Below are 16,758 nucleotides of genomic sequence, written 5' to 3'. Positions count from 1 at the left end.
CATTCACCTCGCATTGGATTCCATATGCTTCGAACGCAATTGACCGCAAGCTGCGGCAATATCATGCCCTTGTTCACGACGAATCGTCGCGTTAATTCCTTTATCCACCAACGCACGATGGAACTTAAAGATGTCATTGCGCGGTGTACGAACGTAGTTGCGTTCTGGAACATAGTTAACTGGTATTAGGTTGACGTGCGCTAGCATGTCCATTCGCTGAAGTACATCTGCAAGTTCTTCTGCATGCTCAACTTGGTCGTTTACGCCACCAATTAGTGCATATTCGAATGTTATGCGACGACCTGTCTTTTCTTGATAAAATTTAAGCGAGTTCATCACTTCTTCGAATGGGAAGCGACGGTTAACTGGCATTAGCTTCGAACGCAGCTTATCATTCGGTGCATGGATGGAAATCGCAAGGTTAATCTGTGTGTTTTCTTCTGCAAATTTATAAATGCTCGGCACGATACCGCTGGTAGATACGGTAATATGGCGCTGACCGATATTAAGACCTTTTTCATGAATCATATTGCGCAAGAAGACCATTGTCGCGTCATAATTCTCGAACGGCTCGCCAATTCCCATAATAACGATACTGCTGACACGCTCATTCGTCTCATCCAGTATTTTTTGAGCAGCAACAACCTGAGCAACAATTTCTCCACCTGTCAAGTTACGCTTCAGACCACCGAGCGTGGAAGCACAGAACGTACAACCAACACGGCAGCCGACTTGCGTCGTTACACAAACGCTATTGCCATAGTTGTGTTTCATAACAACCGTTTCAATTGCATTGTCATCATGCAAACCGAACAAGAACTTAATTGTCCCGTCAGACGATTTCATATGTGTAATTTCTTTCAACGTAACGAATTGGAAGTTATCCATCAACTTATCACGTAAACCTTTGGACAAGTTAGACATTTCCTCAAAGCTCATTACGCGCTTTACATAAATCCAATCGAAAATTTGCCCAGCACGAAATGCCGGCTCCCCATTTTCTTTAAGCCAAACTTGCAATTGATCAAACGTTAAGTCGTATATAAAAGGTTTCATTCGGTATCTATCCCTGCGCTTTCTCTATGTCATATAATCGGATTGTGCCTGTTTCCATCATCTCTGTAGACGGATAAACTCCGCCCGCTTGTAGAATATACTATGCACTATTTTCCGTCAAACAGCTCATTCATTCAGTAAAGAATTCAGCCTTACATCATCCAACTGACAATGAACACAGCATCGTAATAATTTATTGTACCACAGTTGGCTTACTTTCAAAAAGCTATTGCCTGCTCCAACTGTATAATTTCCTAAAAAAGCCCCGCTAAGCCGCTGGATTAAACCGAGGCAGCCAATAGCGGGGTCATGTGCTTCATGTACCGTGGCATATGCAGCTAAATTGGAATATAACTTAGGCTCTACCTTGTAAATCTCACCCTACTGCTTTTGCAAGCAAGCAATGAAAAACCCATCCGAATCCGCATCGTGCGGCAGCACTTGCAACATACCTGCCGAACTGCGTTTAAGTGCAGCACCAAGCTTCGAAGAATCTAGCGCTAATTTCCAAGTGTCATCCATAGACCATTGTTGCTCAAGGCTTGCTTCTTCTACAAACGCTTGTATAACATCCTCGTTCTCCTCATGCTCAATCGTGCACGTTGAGTAAACTAATCTACCGCCCGGCTTAACAAGCTTGGCTGCTTCACGGATAAGTCGCGCTTGCAGCGCTGCTATGGCCGCTACATCAGAGTCCGTCTTCGTCCACTTCAGGTCCGGCTTGCGTCGAATGACACCGAATCCTGTGCATGGCGCGTCCAGTAGAACAACATCAAAAGACTGCTCCGGCAAATGCTGACTAAGCTCCGCCGCATCGTGATTGATTGCCCGAATGCAAGATAATCCTAGTCGTGCAGCCTGCTCTTCGATCAGCTTGACCTTGTGAGCGTGGACATCGTTAGAAATAAGCTCTCCCCTGTTATCCATCCGTTCTGCAATATGCATGGACTTGCCACCAGGAGCAGCGCAGCAATCTACGATGCGCATGCCCGGCTGCGGACGAACAGCTTCAACGACAAGCATAGAGCTTTCATCTTGTACGGAAAGTTTGCCTTCCCGATACGCGGATGTAAACGCAAAGTTACCAGCCTGATGAGCAACAATACCATCTTGGCTAAGTGAAGATGGTTCTGCATCGATCCCGTTTGCACGCAGATCTTCCAACAATTCATCGCGCGTCGAGCGAATACGATTCACTCTTCCACTTGCATGTGGAGCGGTATTGTTCGCTTCACACATGCTGCGGACCGCATCAACACCATAAGCTTCCACCCAGCGGGAGACAAGCCACTCTGGATGTGAATGTGTCCAGGCAATACGCTTCACGGCATCGTCTGGATGCGGAGCGTTCCACAATTCCGGCTCACGCATCACGGCGCGCAATACACCGTTCACGAATCCACCCATTGCCTGCTGGCCGCGGCGCTTCGCAATCGCGACTGCTTCATTCACAGCAGCATGCGAAGGTACCCGGTCTAAATAATGCAGCTGATACAAACTCATCCGCAGCAAATTGCGCATCCAATGCTTCAACTTGTCGATTCCCTTCGCAATTTTTAATTGCAGGACACCATCAATTGTATTCAACCGTTGAATCGTTCCGTATACAAGCTCTGTCGCTAAGCCCGCATCGACTCGTTCCAATTCCGCCTCTTGCAATGCTGCATTCAGCTGCAAATTACTATAAGAGCGATGCTTATCCACCATAACTAGTACGTCCAGTGCTACCTCGCGTGCTGTCTTCCGTCGAGGACGGGGCGCGTGATTTCCGCCTTGCTTCTGCGGAGAAGCTCCCGCACCCTTCTTCAGGGAAGAAGAGACTTGATCCGAACTCGAACGCTTCGATTGAGATGTAGGCGTTGAGCTAGTACGTTTACGCTGTGCTCCTTGTTGAGCATGGGAATGAGTAGACTTCTGCTGACTGGAATCGTTAGAGCTATTAGAATTGCCTTTCTTCACCCTAGCACCGTCCCTGTCTCAAGCTTGCCTCCGCGAACAAAGTCACGAACCTCCATCGCCTTTTTCCCCGCTGGTTGTACTTCTGTTAACCAGATCGAACCGTCACCAGTTTGCACTTCGATACCATCTTCGGATACGTTGAGTACCGTTCCAGGGACAGCAGAGGAAGTAGCTTGTCCTTGCTCTTTCCATACGCATTTCCACACTTTGAAAACTTCTCCGTTCCATGTCGTAAACGCGCCTGAATAAGGAACAAGCCCTCGAACCTGATTGAACAAGGCACGCGAAGACTTGGACCAATCGATCAACTCATCTTCACGCTTAAGGTTTGGTGCATACGTTGCAAGATCATGATTTTGCACTTCTGCTGTCAACTTACCTGCTAACAAGTCAGGCAGAGTACGACGAAGAAGATCTGCTCCCTCGACGCTCAATTTCTCGAACATCGTGCCAGCATTGTCTTCATCGGTAATTGGCACTTCTACACGCGTAAGCATGTCTCCCGTATCCATACCTTCGGCCATATACATAATCGTTACGCCAGTCTTAGGTTCGCCATTTATAATCGAACGTTGAATAGGCGCACCACCACGATAATAAGGCAGTAAAGAACCATGCACATTAATACAGCCATAACGTGGAACATCAAGCACCGCTTTCGGCAAAATTTGTCCATAAGCTGCTGTCACAATGAGATCAGGCGCCAGCTTGCGAATGTCTTCTACTGTCTCAGAAGTACGCAGCTTTTCAGGCTGCCATACTTGAATGCCATGTTCCATGGCCAGCTGTTTTACCGGAGTTGGCGTCAACACACGTTTGCGTCCAACGGGGCGATCAGGCTGGGTAACAACTGCCGCCACATCATAACCTTCATCCAGCAGCATTTGCAGGGTTGTCACCGCGAACTGCGGTGTCCCCATAAATACGATTTTTGTCATCCCTTACTCCTTCTCTTGACGCGGAATTTCATACACACTTTCAGCAATAGAGGTAAATAACACACCATTCAAGTGGTCAATCTCATGCTGGAACGCACGAGCCAAAAAGTCCGTTGCCGTCATTTCAACTGGCTTGCCGTGACGATCGAATCCTTTAACATGGATCTTCTTGTAGCGACGCACATCGCCATTCAACCCAGGAATACTGAGGCAGCCTTCAGGTCCAAGCTGTTCGCCTTCTTTTTCTACCATTTCTGGGTTAACCATTTCGATCAAACCATTGTCATCGCCAACGTCAACAACGATAACACGCTTCAAAATACCGATCTGCGGAGCAGCAAGGCCTACACCTTCTGCATGATACATCGTATCAGCCATATCATCGAGCAATTTATGCAAGTTAGCGTTGAACTTTGTTACTTCTTTTGCTACTTCATGAAGAACCGGATCTGGTTCGTGAACAATAATGCGAATTGCCATGTAAGACACCATCCTTAATCATTTGCTTATAAAAATCAATATATATCCTTATTCTAAAATATCATACGAAAAAGTAGTACAAATATAGATTTACATCATCATTTGCGGATCAACATCCACGTGGAACAATACACCTTGTTCGCGAGTCATCGGTTCCAGTGTCTTCAATGCAGCTGCCACAAGCGAAGGTAAATCCACCTCTCCCCGACATTTAATCGTACATTGGAAGCGGTACTTATTTTTAATCCGAGGAATCGGAGAGGCTACAGGCCCAAACACGTCTACAGCCTGAACCGCGCCATGTAACGGCTTAAGCAAGCCCCAGTCCTCTGCTATTTCCTTAATGCGAATGACTGCATTCTCAGCAGCACGGACTAACAACGGCAGCTCTTCATGTGTCATCGTAAGCAATGCCAAGCGACAAAACGGTGGAACCATCCGAGCTCTACGCATCCGCAGCTCCTCAGATGAGAAAGCCTTATAATCATGCTGAGACGCATGTATAATCGAATAATGTTCTGGCGCATACGTTTGTACGACAACTTCACCAGGCAGATGATGTCTTCCAGCACGTCCCGCCACTTGAGTAAGCAGTTGGAACGTCTTTTCTGCCGCTCGGAAATCAGGCATATGCAAGGCAGAATCCGCAGCGATAACGCCAACAAGCGTAACATAAGGGAAGTCTAATCCTTTCGCTACCATCTGTGTACCAAGCAGGACGTCCGCACGTCGTTCGCGGAACTGCTGTAGCATTTTCTCATGCGAGCCTTTCTCCGTCGTCGTATCCACATCCATTCGGATGACCCGAATGCCAGGGAACCGCCGCGCCAACTGCTCTTCAACACGCTGCGTACCTGTCCCGAAAAATCGAATATGTTCGCTCTCGCATTCTGGACAAGTTTGCGGCGAACGTTCCGTATATCCACAATAATGGCAGCGAAGATGCTCCGTTTTCATATGATACGTCAGTGAAATATCACATTCTGGACATTGAGCCACATAACCGCAAGTTCGGCACATGATAAAGGTGGAATACCCTCTTCGATTCAAGAGAAGCACAACCTGCTCCCCTTTTGCCAACCGATCTTCCAACGCTTCCTCCAATGGGGCACTGAACATCGAACGGTTACCAATCTTTAGCTGTTCCCTCATATCTACGACCGTAACTGGGGGCAATGGACGACCAGCAACTCGTGTTGGCATCTCTAACAGCTCAACATCCCATAGCGGACGCTCCAATCCCCGAGAATGGGCGTCATAGCCATGCATTTTCGCGGCGTAGTAGGTTTCCATTGAAGGTGTAGCAGATCCTAGCACAACGACCGCTCCATGCTGTACAGCTCGCTCAATCGAAACATCACGTGCATGATATTTAGGCGTCTCTTCTTGCTTATAGGAAGTTTCATGCTCCTCATCAATAATAATAAGACCGATGCGGCGAAATGGTGCAAATATAGCGGAGCGCGCTCCAATTGCTACCGAAACACTTCCTTCACGTATCTTACGCCATTCATCATAACGTTCGCCTTGCGACAATCGACTGTGCAGCACAGCCACTTTAGATCCGAAGCGACCTTTGAATCGTTCAACCATCTGCGGAGTAAGTGAAATCTCAGGTACGAGCACAATCGCTTCCCGTTCCGAGGCAAGGCAGCGTGCAATCGCTTGAAGATATACTTCTGTTTTGCCACTGCCCGTCACGCCATGAAGCAAAAATGTCTTTGCCTTCTCATGATCTAACGCTTCTTGCAATTGACCATACACTTGCGCTTGTTCATCTGTCAGCGGTAATGGTTGTGTAGGCTGAAAGTGCTTCTCCTTATATGGGTCACGAAGCACTTCTCGCTCCTCAATCCGCACTACCCCTTTGTCTGCTAATGCCTTAACCGCAGAAGCATTCAAATCTTTCAATGGAGCCTCGCCATTCATAGCGAGCAAGTACTCCATCGTTTCTTGCTGACGTTTGGCTTTGAGTGTAGTTGTAAAGGCAAGAGCCTCTTCCTCAGATAATGTTAGACAAACACATTTCAGCTTCTTTACGCCAATTCTATCTTTAATGCGCTCAATTTCCACCAGCCACCCTGCATACAGAGAAGCGCGGATCGCCTTTGCTGCATAAGGGAATGTTTGCAGTAATTTCTCTGCTGTTACAGGCTCATGCTGTTTCACATAAGCGAGCAAACGGCGATACATAGGCTGATGCAGCAGCTCACGGTTCAGCCAGCCAATCAACGTCTGCTCACCGCTCCACTTGCCTAGCTCGAGCTCTTCATCGCTTTGCTGCCAGAAACTATCGTCCGCACCTGCTCCATTCTCATCCCAGTCATCAATGACAGGTTGAGTCTCTAACAGACGCAGCGCCTCAGTCCCAAGTCGAAGCGCCTTTTCCGTCCTACCCTTCAAAGCAGCAGGAATCATGACTTGTAGTGCAGCTGTAAACGTACATACATACTGATGACTCATCCATTCCGCCAACCTAACCAAATCAGGAGGGAGTGGTGGAACAAGATCTAATAATTGCTGAATCGGCTTCAGCTTTTTACTCGGAATGTTCGTACCGTTTACTCGATCGATAACAATTCCTTGAATCGTGCGCGGACCGAACGGAACTCCTACTCGGCTACCGATTTCAATCCAAGGTTCCATATCATGTGGAATGGCATAGTCGAACGGTCGATCAGTCTGTTTGCTCGGCACATCTACAATGACTCGCGCGATGTGGACCGAATCGGTCGAATTAGTCAATGACAAGCACCTCTTCAGGAAGCAGCTTGGCCGCCTGCGCTAGTACTCGTTTGGCCACATCCTGCTTCGCACGTACCGATACAGATTCAACAAGCCCTTGTCCATCAAAGATAAGTACTTCGTTATTGTCCGAGCCGAAGCCAATATCCGAACGAGACACATCGTTAGCTACGATCAAATCGCAATTTTTCCGCTTAAGCTTCCCTTGAGCAAATTCCGCTACATTGTGCGTCTCTGCCGCAAAGCCCACAAGCACTTGATGCTGCTTATGCTCACCAAGCCATGCAAGTATATCAGGATTCCGCTCTAACTCAAGTACTAGCGAATCGGCTGTCTTTTTTATTTTTTGCTCAGCACGAAACTTCGGACGATAATCCGCTACGGCAGCTGCCTTAACCACGATGTCCGTCTTATCATAATGGGCTTGTACAGCTGTCAACATATCAAGAGCAGACTCTACACGAATAACGTCAACCCCCGCAGGGATCATCGTCTGAACTTGTCCAGCGATAAGGGTTACATCCGCACCCATGTCGCGTGCAGCCTCGGCTATCGCAATCCCCATTTTTCCAGATGCATCGTTCGTTAAATATCGAACGGGATCAATACGTTCCAGTGTTCCGCCAGCTGTCACCATCACTCGGCGTCCTGCTAATAGGTCTGGTTTGTTGTCGATCGCAGCAACTGACTCATTGATCCCATCGCTACTAACCGAATACAGCGAGGATCGTATTGCAGCACCCTCAACGAACTGATTCACATGCTCTACGATCAATTCAGGCTCCTCTAGACGCCCTTTCCCCGTATAACCACATGCTAGCGGCCCTTCAGCCGGTTCAATGAAATGGACGCCACGCTGACGCAGCAGCTCCATATTGTGCTGGACGGCAGGATGCGCATACATATGCACGTTCATAGCAGGTGCCACCATCACTGGCGCAGTAGTAGCTAATAATGTTGTAGACAACATGTCATCAGCTAGTCCATAGGCCATCTTTGCGAGTATGTTTGCTGTTGCAGGCGCGATTAAGAACAAGTCAGCCCGATCCGCCAAGTTAATATGGGACACAACGGATGGATCACGTTCATCAAACGTATCCGTGTAGACTGGATTGCGTGATAATGTCTGTAATGTCAGCTCGGGAATGAACTTCGTTGCACTCTCTGTCATTATGACATGCACGCTCGCGCCAGCCTGAGTAAGCTTACTGCACAGCGCTGCCGCTTTGTAGGCAGCAATCCCGCCTGTTATACCAAGCACAATCGTTTTTCCATGTAGCATCATGTCCCCGCCTTTCCCTAAACATGCTGATGAAAAAAATAACAACCTTCGGTTCAAAACGTCAACAGACGTCATTCACCAACGGGTTGTTCATGGATAAGTAACTGCCTAACACAACTCACTTGCTCAGACAGTCATCTTGCTTATATACAACACGAGAGCATCGCCTTTGAATCATAAAGATTCAGCATACGATGCTCTTGTTCATTAGAAATGATTTTGACGTTCTTGTTCGATGTGAATCTGTTCACCATAAATCTCTTCAAGCGCAACCCCAACATATTTGTGGGATTTGGGTTGAGTCAATTCCGTACGGCTGCCCTCGCGCAATTGACGAGCACGTCTTGACGCTGCCACCACGAGCGAATATTTGCTATCAGCTTTTCTTACTAGTTCATCAATAGATGGATAAAGCATAGTTTGCACCCCTCTTATCGTAATAAACGTATGACAAGGTGCACTGAGACAGTGCACCTTACACAATCGTTGTATCCCTTATTTCTCAATCTTACAGTGTTCGGCAATAATGACGCTTTCTATTCGCTTGCAAGCCAAGTCGATTTCATCATTAACGACCGCATAATCATAATGCTCCATTAATGCGATTTCCTCAACAGCAACGTTCATACGATGGTCGATAACGACTTCGTTTTCCGTGCCACGTCCGCGGATACGATCTTTGAGTTCTTCCAAAGAAGGAGGAAGCAAGAAAATAAAAATACCTTCTGGGAATTTCTCTTTTACTTTCAAGGCACCTTGAACTTCAATCTCCAAGATGATATCCTTGCCTGCCGCAAGCGTTTCTTCCACGAAAGCACGTGGAGTTCCATAGTAGTTGCCTACATATTCAGCATGTTCGAGCAACTGATCGTTCTCCATCATACTGCGGAACTCTTCATGAGATTTGAAAAAATAATTAACGCCATCCACTTCTCCAAGACGTGGTTGACGTGTCGTAGCGGATACTGAGTATGTTACATTTTGCACTTTTTTCATTAGTGCTTTGCATACCGTGCCTTTGCCTACGCCTGAGGGACCAGACAGTACAATTAATAAACCCTTTTTCATAATCGTCTCCATCTTTTATTCGTCGTTGTCGTCATCCTTCGTTGATAAACGATGGGCAACCGTTTCCGGTTGAACCGCGGACAAAATAACGTGATCACTATCTGTAATAATAACCGCGCGCGTACGGCGGCCATATGTTGCATCAATAAGCATATGTCTATCTCGTGCTTCTTGAATGATACGCTTAATCGGAGCCGATTCGGGACTCACGATTGAAATGATGCGGTTCGCGGACACGATATTCCCGAAACCGATATTAATCAGTTTAATTGCCATGATAGGTCCTCCCTCATATACGAACGCTACATACTCTATTCGATATTCGCTGCTTGCTCTCGAATTTTCTCTAATTCGGCTTTCATATCGACAACTCGATTGACCAATTCCAGATGATTAGCTTTCGAACCGATTGTATTCGTTTCGCGATTCATCTCCTGTACAAGAAAGTCTAACTTACGGCCAATCGGCTCTCCACTGGACAATAGTTGTCGGAATTGAGCAAAATGACTCTTCAAGCGCGTCAACTCTTCATCGATGTTAGAGCGCTCTGCGAAGATGGCCACTTCCATACCGAATCTAGACTCATCGAATGCAGCAGACTGGTCGAGCAATTGCTCAAGCCGCTGCTTAAGCTTGCTCCGATACTCCTCCACGACGCTTGGCGCCCATTGGATCATCTCCGTATGTAAACTTTCAAGTCGGGACAACCTTTCCAATGTATCATCAGCAAGATGACGGCCTTCAATCTCGCGCATCCGGCATAAGCCGTTCAACGCTTCAGTGAAGCCGTCTTCTAGAACAGCAATCAATTGTTCATCAGACCATGTTGCCTTCTCACGCACATTCATCACATCAGGAAGGCGAAGCAAATCATTTACAAGCAGCGATCCTTCCAGCCCATAGCGCTGTTTCAGTTGCTCACCGGCCTGCACATAGGCATCGACAACACCCATATTGCATTCCGCTTCAAAGGCGGATTCGCTCGTACGCTCCTTATTCACATACACATCAATACGACCACGACTGACGTGTTGTGCAACAAGACGTCGCAAACGATCTTCGCTCCCCGCCCATTCGCGAGGCATACGAAGCACGATATCGCTATATCGGTGATTGACGGATTTCATCTCAATATTGATCTTATAGCCGCCTAATTCTCTGGCGGCCTGACCATAGCCCGTCATACTATAAACCATGGGAACCACATCCATTATCCTATTGTAATTGATTACGTCTAACGAGACAAGAGGTTAGCAGGGCGTTCCGCTTTTTCCCAAACGTAAGATGTAAGCTCTGCCGTCATCTCATAGAACATGAATGGAGTGATCAAATAAATACCATTGAAATGCTTCATAGCTACATCAAGCAAATCTCGCGCAATATCGACACCTACCGCTCGCCCAACTTCTCCTTCTAAGCCCGACATGCGGGAACGAACCTCATCAGACAATAATATGCCCGGTACTTCATTATGCAAATATTCCGCGTTGCGTCCACTTGCTAGCGGCATAACGCCCACGAAAATAGGAATCGAAATCGACTTCGTTAACTCCGCCATTCGTTCTATTAACAACGGATCATAAATGGGCTGCGTCATTATATAATCTGCACCCGCTTCAACTTTACGATACAACCGCTCAACCGCCTTTTCCAAATGCTTTACATTCGGATTAAAGGCTGCGCCCACAACAAAATTCGCTTTTTGCTTCAATGGACGTCCTGAAAATGCAACACCATCATTCAATTGTTTAATCATACGAATAATTTCGAAGGAAGTTAAGTCGTAGACCGAGCTGGAATCTGGCAAATCACCAAAACGAGCAGGATCACCCGTTACGGCAAGCACATGATCCATTTCTAATGCATCCAATCCCATCATGTGAGACTGCGTTCCAATTAAGTTGCGATCACGACATGCAATATGAACGAGCGGCCTTACTCCTACTTGCTCTTTAATTAAATAACCAAGAGCCATATTGCTCATTCGAGTAACCGCTAGCGAGTTATCAGCTAACGTGACAGCATCTGCACCTACTCGCTTCAACTCCGCTGCACCGCGCATGAACTTTGCAATATCCAAATCACGTGGCGGATCAAGCTCTACGATAACCGTATGCCTTTCTTTTGCTAGATCTACAATAGTAGGCTGCTTGTTCCAGTCCTTATCGGAAGATGAAGAAGCACCAACAGGCTCTTCTGTTCCTATTGAAATAGTAAGCTTAGCCGCATGCTCCTTAATAGCTAAGGATGGAAGCTGCTCAACCGTCTGAAGCGCACTTACGATCGCACTAATATGTTCTGGTGTCGTACCACAGCATCCACCTATGAGGCGCGCACCTTTATTAGCAAACTCTACTGCACTTTGCGCCATGTAATCTGCCGTAGCGACAAAGTTATAACGTCCATCCACATAATCAGGCAAACCTGCATTTGGGAATGCGGACAAAGGCAGTCCTACCATACCTTCTACGGACTCTATTGCCCTAAGCACACCGTTAGGACCCATACGGCAGTTGAATCCTACGACATCTGCTCCGTCTTCACGTAAAATACGAAATGCTTCTGGCAGTACGAAACCATCTTTCGTACGCTCCGAATCTTCTACTGCAAATTGACAAATGATCGGTACATCATTATCAATTTGACGTGCAATCTTAAAAGCAAGACGCATTTCCTCCAGATCATAGAACGTCTCGAACATGATGGCGTCAACGCCTGCTTCAATAAGGGCAGACAATTGTTCTTCATAATCCCGAACGACTTGCTCCGTAGAAATATTTTCACGCTTACCAGCACGAATAGAGCCTAATGCACCTGCCACGAAAGCTTTGCCTTGCGCAGCCTCACGAGCCAAGCGCACACCTTCGCGATTCATTTCCTTCACGAGATGCTCCATACCATGTTTAGCAAGTTTCTCACGATTCGCCGTAAACGTATTGGTTTCAAGCAAAGTAGCCCCGGCCTCTACATATTCACGGTGAATGCCCAGGATGATATCTGGGTCACTAATGTTCATTGCTTCATATGACTTACCTACTGGATAGCCCAATTGATACAGATACGTACCCATCGCTCCATCTCCGACTATCAATTGGTTCTGAATGGCCTGTCTGAACTTCTCATACCGACTAGTATTCATTCCTCTACACCCCATCTCCCATGATGCGGCCGCACTTTTTCGTATTACACTCTCTCGATATGCGCACGAAGTAAGATAACAGCCTAAAAGCTTGCCAGATGAACAAAAGACGCTCCGCTGGAGCGTCATGAACTACAAGTGACTTACCTAGATACTGTTCTGTGATCATAAGAGTGAGAAGATCCCCACTGAGGAATCTTCTCTATCGTTTGCTTCTATATTACACAATGTCATTAATAGAGGTGGTCCATTACTTCAACCAAGTACCATCATATACCATTTCGGATGGTCCTGTCATGTATACATGTCCATCTTCTTCATTCCATTCAATAAATAAATCTCCACCAGCGAGTGAAACCGTTGCCGCACGATCCGTTTTCCCATTGAGCACACTTGCAACAAGTGTTGCACAAGCGCCTGTACCACAAGCAAGTGTCGGCCCTGCACCACGCTCCCAAACACGCATATCGGTATAGTCACGAGAACGAATAGATACAAACTCTACATTCGTTTTACGAGGGAATAGCGGATGAACTTCTAACTTCGGTCCCCAAGTGTTGAAATCGAATACCTTTGCATCATCAACGTAAATGACACAGTGCGGATTGCCCATCGATACCGCCGTAAAATGGAATGTCGTACCTTCTACTTCAATAGGATGATTGACAATTGTTTCTTGATCGATCGTCGTAGGCACTTGCAACCCTTGTAGAATAGGCTTGCCCATATCCACGCGGACCGTAGTCACAACGCCGTCCACTTTGTTCAGCTGAACACGCTGCACACCAGCTCCCAGCGTTTCGATCGTTAGCTCATCACCTGAAACATAGCCACGGTCTGATACATATTTCGCTACACAACGAATTGCATTACCGCATTGCTCTGCCTCAGAACCATCTGAATTTATAATACGCATCATAAAGTCCGCCTGTGTGGACGGTAAGATATATACTAAGCCATCTGCACCAACCCCGAAATAACGATTACACGTTGCAATAGCTAATTCAGCTGCGTTGGCAGGCAATTGCTGTTCACCAAATACGATAACAAAGTCATTTCCCAGTCCGTTCATTTTTGTAAATTGCATCTACTTCCACTCCTCTAAATCAAAACTTGCTACTAGAATAACGCAAAAGGAAGGGAAAGTATATTCACCAACTGAAAAAATGTTTGCACTATGCTACCTTTTTTATGGACCGATGCTGCGCCCGATTCCGCTTGAAAGAAGACTTTTTCCCTGAAATAATCGACCCAAAACCAAGTAAAAACGTTGGAATTCCTGCCATTACCAATGTAATCGCCCAGTCACGCAGCGACAACGGCACTGTTTTGAAAATAGGCTGCAAGGCCTCGACATACAGCACAGCGAGCAGCAATACGACGGAAGAAAGTACCGCTAGCACAAGGTATTTATTTTGAAATAGATTACGATGGAAAATAGAACGTGAGCTGCGGCAGTCAAACACATGAATAAGCTGTGCCATAACGAGTGTTGCAAAAGCAACCGATTGGGCATGTACTAACTGTTGGCTGCTGTTATCAGCCTTCAGCGTTAGCCAGAATGCCGCCAATGTACATATTCCAATGAGGAAGCCGCGGCTTACAATTTTCCAACCTAATCTTCTGCCAAATATATTTTCTTTCGCAGCACGAGGCCGCTGCTCCATGAGATCTTTCTCCGATTGATCGACACCTAGGGCCATTGCAGGTAGGCCATCTGTCACTAAGTTGACCCATAAAATCTGTATCGGAACGAGTGGCAGCGGAAGTCCCGCCATCATGGCGAAGAACATGACGAGAATTTCGCCTACGTTGGAGGCCAGTAAATAACGTATAAATTTACGGATATTTTCATAAATGCCACGACCTTCTTCTATCGCCGCCACAATCGTTGCAAAGTTATCATCGCTCAAAATAAGTGATGACGCTTCCTTGGTAACGTCGGTTCCTGTAATCCCCATCGCAATACCAATATCCGCCGCCTTAATCGCAGGTGCGTCATTAACCCCATCGCCTGTCATCGCCACTACATGACCTTTACGTTGGAGGGACTTGACGATTCTTAGTTTATGTTCAGGTGAAACACGAGCGTATACGTAGATTTGATCTACTACTTTATCCAACTCTTCGTCCGTCCATTGCGACAGCTGTACACCGCTGACAGACATTCCCCCCCGCGGCACGATGCCAAGCTGACCCGCAATCGCTTCTGCAGTAAGCTGATGGTCACCTGTAATCATGACGGTCTTGATACCAGCACGTCGGCATTTGTGTATGGCTTCGCGTACTTCTCTACGTGGTGGATCTATGAGACCACCCAACCCAACAAAAATAAGCTGACTCTCAATCCGTTCATCTTGTAAATCTTCATATGGCTTCAACTCACGATAAGCAACGCCAAGCACACGCAGGGCTTGTTTGGCCATTTCTTCATTAGCTGCAATAGCACGCTGCTTCAAAGTTGGGGTAAATGGCACTACTTTCCCCTCCCACAGCACGTAGGAGCAGCGTTCCATCAGCACATCTGGCGCCCCTTTTGTGTAGAGAAGCCTGCCACCCTGATGATCAACAATGACCGACATTCGCTTGCGATCAGAGTCAAACGGAATTTCTTGTGTTCGATTGTACATTCCTTTCAAGTTCGTTGATGTCATTCCCAGTTTAGCCGCAAGCACGAGCAAAGCACCTTCTGTAGGATCCCCTTTAATCGCCCACGTGTTAGAAGGATCTGCGACCACGCCCCGTTTGGAACCCCGCATGCCTTTTGCAGAGCCAGTATCTTGCTGCTCCTCCAGAATTGCATTGTTGCACAACGCACTAATTTGCATAAAACGGCGCAGCCCCTGCTCCTGCTTCAATTCAACAGGCTTACCGGCAGCTGTTACCTGTCCAACCGGCTCATAGCCTTCACCGCTTACATCCATATGTGAGCCGCCGATCCATAGCTTCGTCACGGTCATTTTGTTCTGCGTCAACGTACCTGTCTTATCTGAACAAATAACCGACGCACAACCAAGTGTCTCAACCGATGGAAGCTTGCGCACAATTGCCTTGCGCTTAATCATGCGCTGCACACCGAGGGCAAGCGCAATCGTCACAATGGCTGGGAGCCCTTCGGGTATAGCAGCCACCGCTAAGCTAACCCCTGCCAAGAACATGCCTAGTGCAGGCTGTCCATGCAAAATACCTGCAACGACGACCATCACAGTCAATGCAAGAGCTACGCCAATCAATATTTTCCCGAGCTGTTCCAAGCGATGCTGCAATGGTGTCTCCATTTCCTCAGTGCTTTGGATCAAATGAGCGATCTTACCCATTTCCGTGTTCATGCCTGTCCGAACAACTAAAGCCTTCCCCGTACCTCTGGTCACCATCGTACCCATAAATCCAATATTACGGCGATCACCAAGCGGCAAATCATCACCGGCAATTGCCCCGCAATGTTTGTTAACAGGCATAGACTCCCCAGTTAGGGCCGACTCTTCTGTGTAACAACTATTGGTTTCCAACCAACGAACATCTGCCGGAATTCGATCCCCACTTTCGAGCAGCACGATATCTCCAGGCACAAGTTCTTTGGCTGAGATTTGCGCGAACTTTCCGTTCCGAATGACTTTGGCAGAAGGCGCAGACAATTGTTTAAGCACTCGCAGTGAACGCTCTGCACGAAACTCTTGAACGAAGCCCAATATTCCGTTAATTAAAATAATGGCAATAATCGTGACTGCATCCAAATATTCTCCGAGCAAGCCTGATACTAATGTAGCGCCAGCAAGTACAAGCACCATAAAGTCTTTAAATTGATTCAAAAATAAAGCAATAGGCGACACCGACTTACCTTCTGATAATTCATTGTGGCCTACTTGCTCTCGTCGTAAGGTAACATTCTCCTCCGGCAATCCGCTTTCAGCGTGGACGTCCAGCTCAGCTAGCAGCTCATTGACCGACATCTGGTGCCACTTATTATGATCCATGCCCTGATCTCCTTTCACCCGTTAGGCTGTCGCTTCCCCGACTCAACAACTGTGATCGGACGAGCGAGTCATCATGACACCAATGTATTCGGTACAACCCTAAAATATCCCACCCAC

13 protein-coding genes are annotated in these 16,758 nt (G+C 47.0%); all 13 read right to left on the bottom strand.

Going from position 1 to position 16,758, the window contains the following annotated elements; all coding sequences use genetic code 11:
- Positions 1-3 precede the first annotated feature (3 nt).
- The 13 genes from rlmN to IFO66_RS00925 all read right to left on the bottom strand — a co-directional run bounded on the left by rlmN (position 4) and on the right by IFO66_RS00925 (position 16,641).
- Positions 4-1,056: a dual-specificity RNA methyltransferase RlmN gene (rlmN, locus tag IFO66_RS00985; RefSeq protein ID WP_192023352.1), complete on the bottom strand. Its 1,053-nt coding sequence runs from the start codon at positions 1,054-1,056 to the stop codon at positions 4-6.
- 381 nt (positions 1,057-1,437) lie between these two features.
- Positions 1,438-2,763, bottom strand: a complete 1,326-nt coding sequence (rsmB, locus tag IFO66_RS00980; protein WP_237684584.1) for a 16S rRNA (cytosine(967)-C(5))-methyltransferase RsmB — start codon at positions 2,761-2,763, stop codon at positions 1,438-1,440.
- Between the two features lie 248 nt (positions 2,764-3,011).
- On the bottom strand, positions 3,012-3,953 hold the full coding sequence (gene fmt, locus IFO66_RS00975; RefSeq protein ID WP_192023350.1) for a methionyl-tRNA formyltransferase: 942 nt from the start codon (positions 3,951-3,953) through the stop codon (positions 3,012-3,014).
- Positions 3,954-3,956: 3 nt separating this feature from the next.
- Positions 3,957-4,433 (bottom strand): peptide deformylase, encoded by a 477-nt coding sequence (gene def, locus IFO66_RS00970; RefSeq protein WP_192023349.1) that lies wholly within the window; start codon positions 4,431-4,433, stop codon positions 3,957-3,959.
- 90 nt (positions 4,434-4,523) lie between these two features.
- On the bottom strand, positions 4,524-7,178 hold the full coding sequence (priA, locus tag IFO66_RS00965) for a primosomal protein N' (RefSeq protein ID WP_192023348.1): 2,655 nt from the start codon (positions 7,176-7,178) through the stop codon (positions 4,524-4,526).
- On the bottom strand, positions 7,171-8,460 hold the full coding sequence (coaBC, locus tag IFO66_RS00960) for a bifunctional phosphopantothenoylcysteine decarboxylase/phosphopantothenate--cysteine ligase CoaBC (protein WP_192023690.1): 1,290 nt from the start codon (positions 8,458-8,460) through the stop codon (positions 7,171-7,173). The genes priA and coaBC overlap by 8 nt, the downstream gene beginning before the upstream one ends.
- 207 nt (positions 8,461-8,667) lie before the next feature.
- Positions 8,668-8,877 carry a DNA-directed RNA polymerase subunit omega gene (gene rpoZ, locus IFO66_RS00955; RefSeq protein WP_192023347.1) on the bottom strand — a complete coding sequence of 70 codons (210 nt, stop codon included), beginning with the start codon at positions 8,875-8,877 and terminating at the stop codon, positions 8,668-8,670.
- Positions 8,878-8,955: 78 nt separating this feature from the next.
- Positions 8,956-9,528, bottom strand: coding sequence for a guanylate kinase (gene gmk / locus IFO66_RS00950; protein ID WP_192023346.1), 573 nt, complete (start codon positions 9,526-9,528; stop codon positions 8,956-8,958).
- A 15-nt stretch (positions 9,529-9,543) separates the two neighbouring features.
- Positions 9,544-9,804, bottom strand: coding sequence for an extracellular matrix/biofilm regulator RemA (remA, locus tag IFO66_RS00945; RefSeq protein WP_005548256.1), 261 nt, complete (start codon positions 9,802-9,804; stop codon positions 9,544-9,546).
- Positions 9,805-9,839: 35 nt separating this feature from the next.
- Entirely contained in the window at positions 9,840-10,724 is an 885-nt protein-coding gene (locus tag IFO66_RS00940; RefSeq protein WP_192023345.1) for a YicC/YloC family endoribonuclease, read from the bottom strand.
- Positions 10,725-10,762: 38 nt separating this feature from the next.
- Positions 10,763-12,667: a bifunctional homocysteine S-methyltransferase/methylenetetrahydrofolate reductase gene (locus IFO66_RS00935; protein WP_192023344.1), complete on the bottom strand. Its 1,905-nt coding sequence runs from the start codon at positions 12,665-12,667 to the stop codon at positions 10,763-10,765.
- Between the two features lie 250 nt (positions 12,668-12,917).
- On the bottom strand, positions 12,918-13,754 hold the full coding sequence (dapF, locus tag IFO66_RS00930; RefSeq protein ID WP_192023343.1) for a diaminopimelate epimerase: 837 nt from the start codon (positions 13,752-13,754) through the stop codon (positions 12,918-12,920).
- 88 nt (positions 13,755-13,842) lie between these two features.
- Positions 13,843-16,641 (bottom strand): calcium-translocating P-type ATPase, SERCA-type, encoded by a 2,799-nt coding sequence (locus tag IFO66_RS00925; RefSeq protein WP_192023342.1) that lies wholly within the window; start codon positions 16,639-16,641, stop codon positions 13,843-13,845.
- Between the last annotated feature and the right edge of the window lie 117 nt (positions 16,642-16,758).

Source organism: Paenibacillus arenosi (genome assembly GCF_014841135.1).
GTDB classification, from domain to species: domain Bacteria; phylum Bacillota; class Bacilli; order Paenibacillales; family Paenibacillaceae; genus Paenibacillus_B; species Paenibacillus_B arenosi.
The sequence above is the reverse complement of the archived record's forward strand: the minus strand, read 5'-3'. Positions and strand labels throughout refer to the sequence as shown.

Excerpts from the sequence above, each read along its gene's own strand:
- rlmN (WP_192023352.1), bottom strand. The coding sequence starts at position 1,056 with ATGAAACCTTTTATATACGACTTAACGTTTGATCAATTGCAAGTTTGG.
- rsmB (WP_237684584.1), bottom strand. The coding sequence starts at position 2,763 with ATGGTGGATAAGCATCGCTCTTATAGTAATTTGCAGCTGAATGCAGCA.
- fmt (WP_192023350.1), bottom strand. The coding sequence starts at position 3,953 with ATGACAAAAATCGTATTTATGGGGACACCGCAGTTCGCGGTGACAACC.
- def (WP_192023349.1), bottom strand. The coding sequence starts at position 4,433 with ATGGCAATTCGCATTATTGTTCACGAACCAGATCCGGTTCTTCATGAA.
- coaBC (WP_192023690.1), bottom strand. The coding sequence starts at position 8,460 with ATGCTACATGGAAAAACGATTGTGCTTGGTATAACAGGCGGGATTGCT.
- rpoZ (WP_192023347.1), bottom strand. The coding sequence starts at position 8,877 with ATGCTTTATCCATCTATTGATGAACTAGTAAGAAAAGCTGATAGCAAA.
- gmk (WP_192023346.1), bottom strand. The coding sequence starts at position 9,528 with ATGAAAAAGGGTTTATTAATTGTACTGTCTGGTCCCTCAGGCGTAGGC.
- remA (WP_005548256.1), bottom strand. The coding sequence starts at position 9,804 with ATGGCAATTAAACTGATTAATATCGGTTTCGGGAATATCGTGTCCGCG.
- IFO66_RS00940 (WP_192023345.1), bottom strand. The coding sequence starts at position 10,724 with ATGGTTTATAGTATGACGGGCTATGGTCAGGCCGCCAGAGAATTAGGC.
- IFO66_RS00935 (WP_192023344.1), bottom strand. The coding sequence starts at position 12,667 with ATGAATACTAGTCGGTATGAGAAGTTCAGACAGGCCATTCAGAACCAA.
- dapF (WP_192023343.1), bottom strand. The coding sequence starts at position 13,754 with ATGCAATTTACAAAAATGAACGGACTGGGAAATGACTTTGTTATCGTA.
- IFO66_RS00925 (WP_192023342.1), bottom strand. The coding sequence starts at position 16,641 with ATGGATCATAATAAGTGGCACCAGATGTCGGTCAATGAGCTGCTAGCT.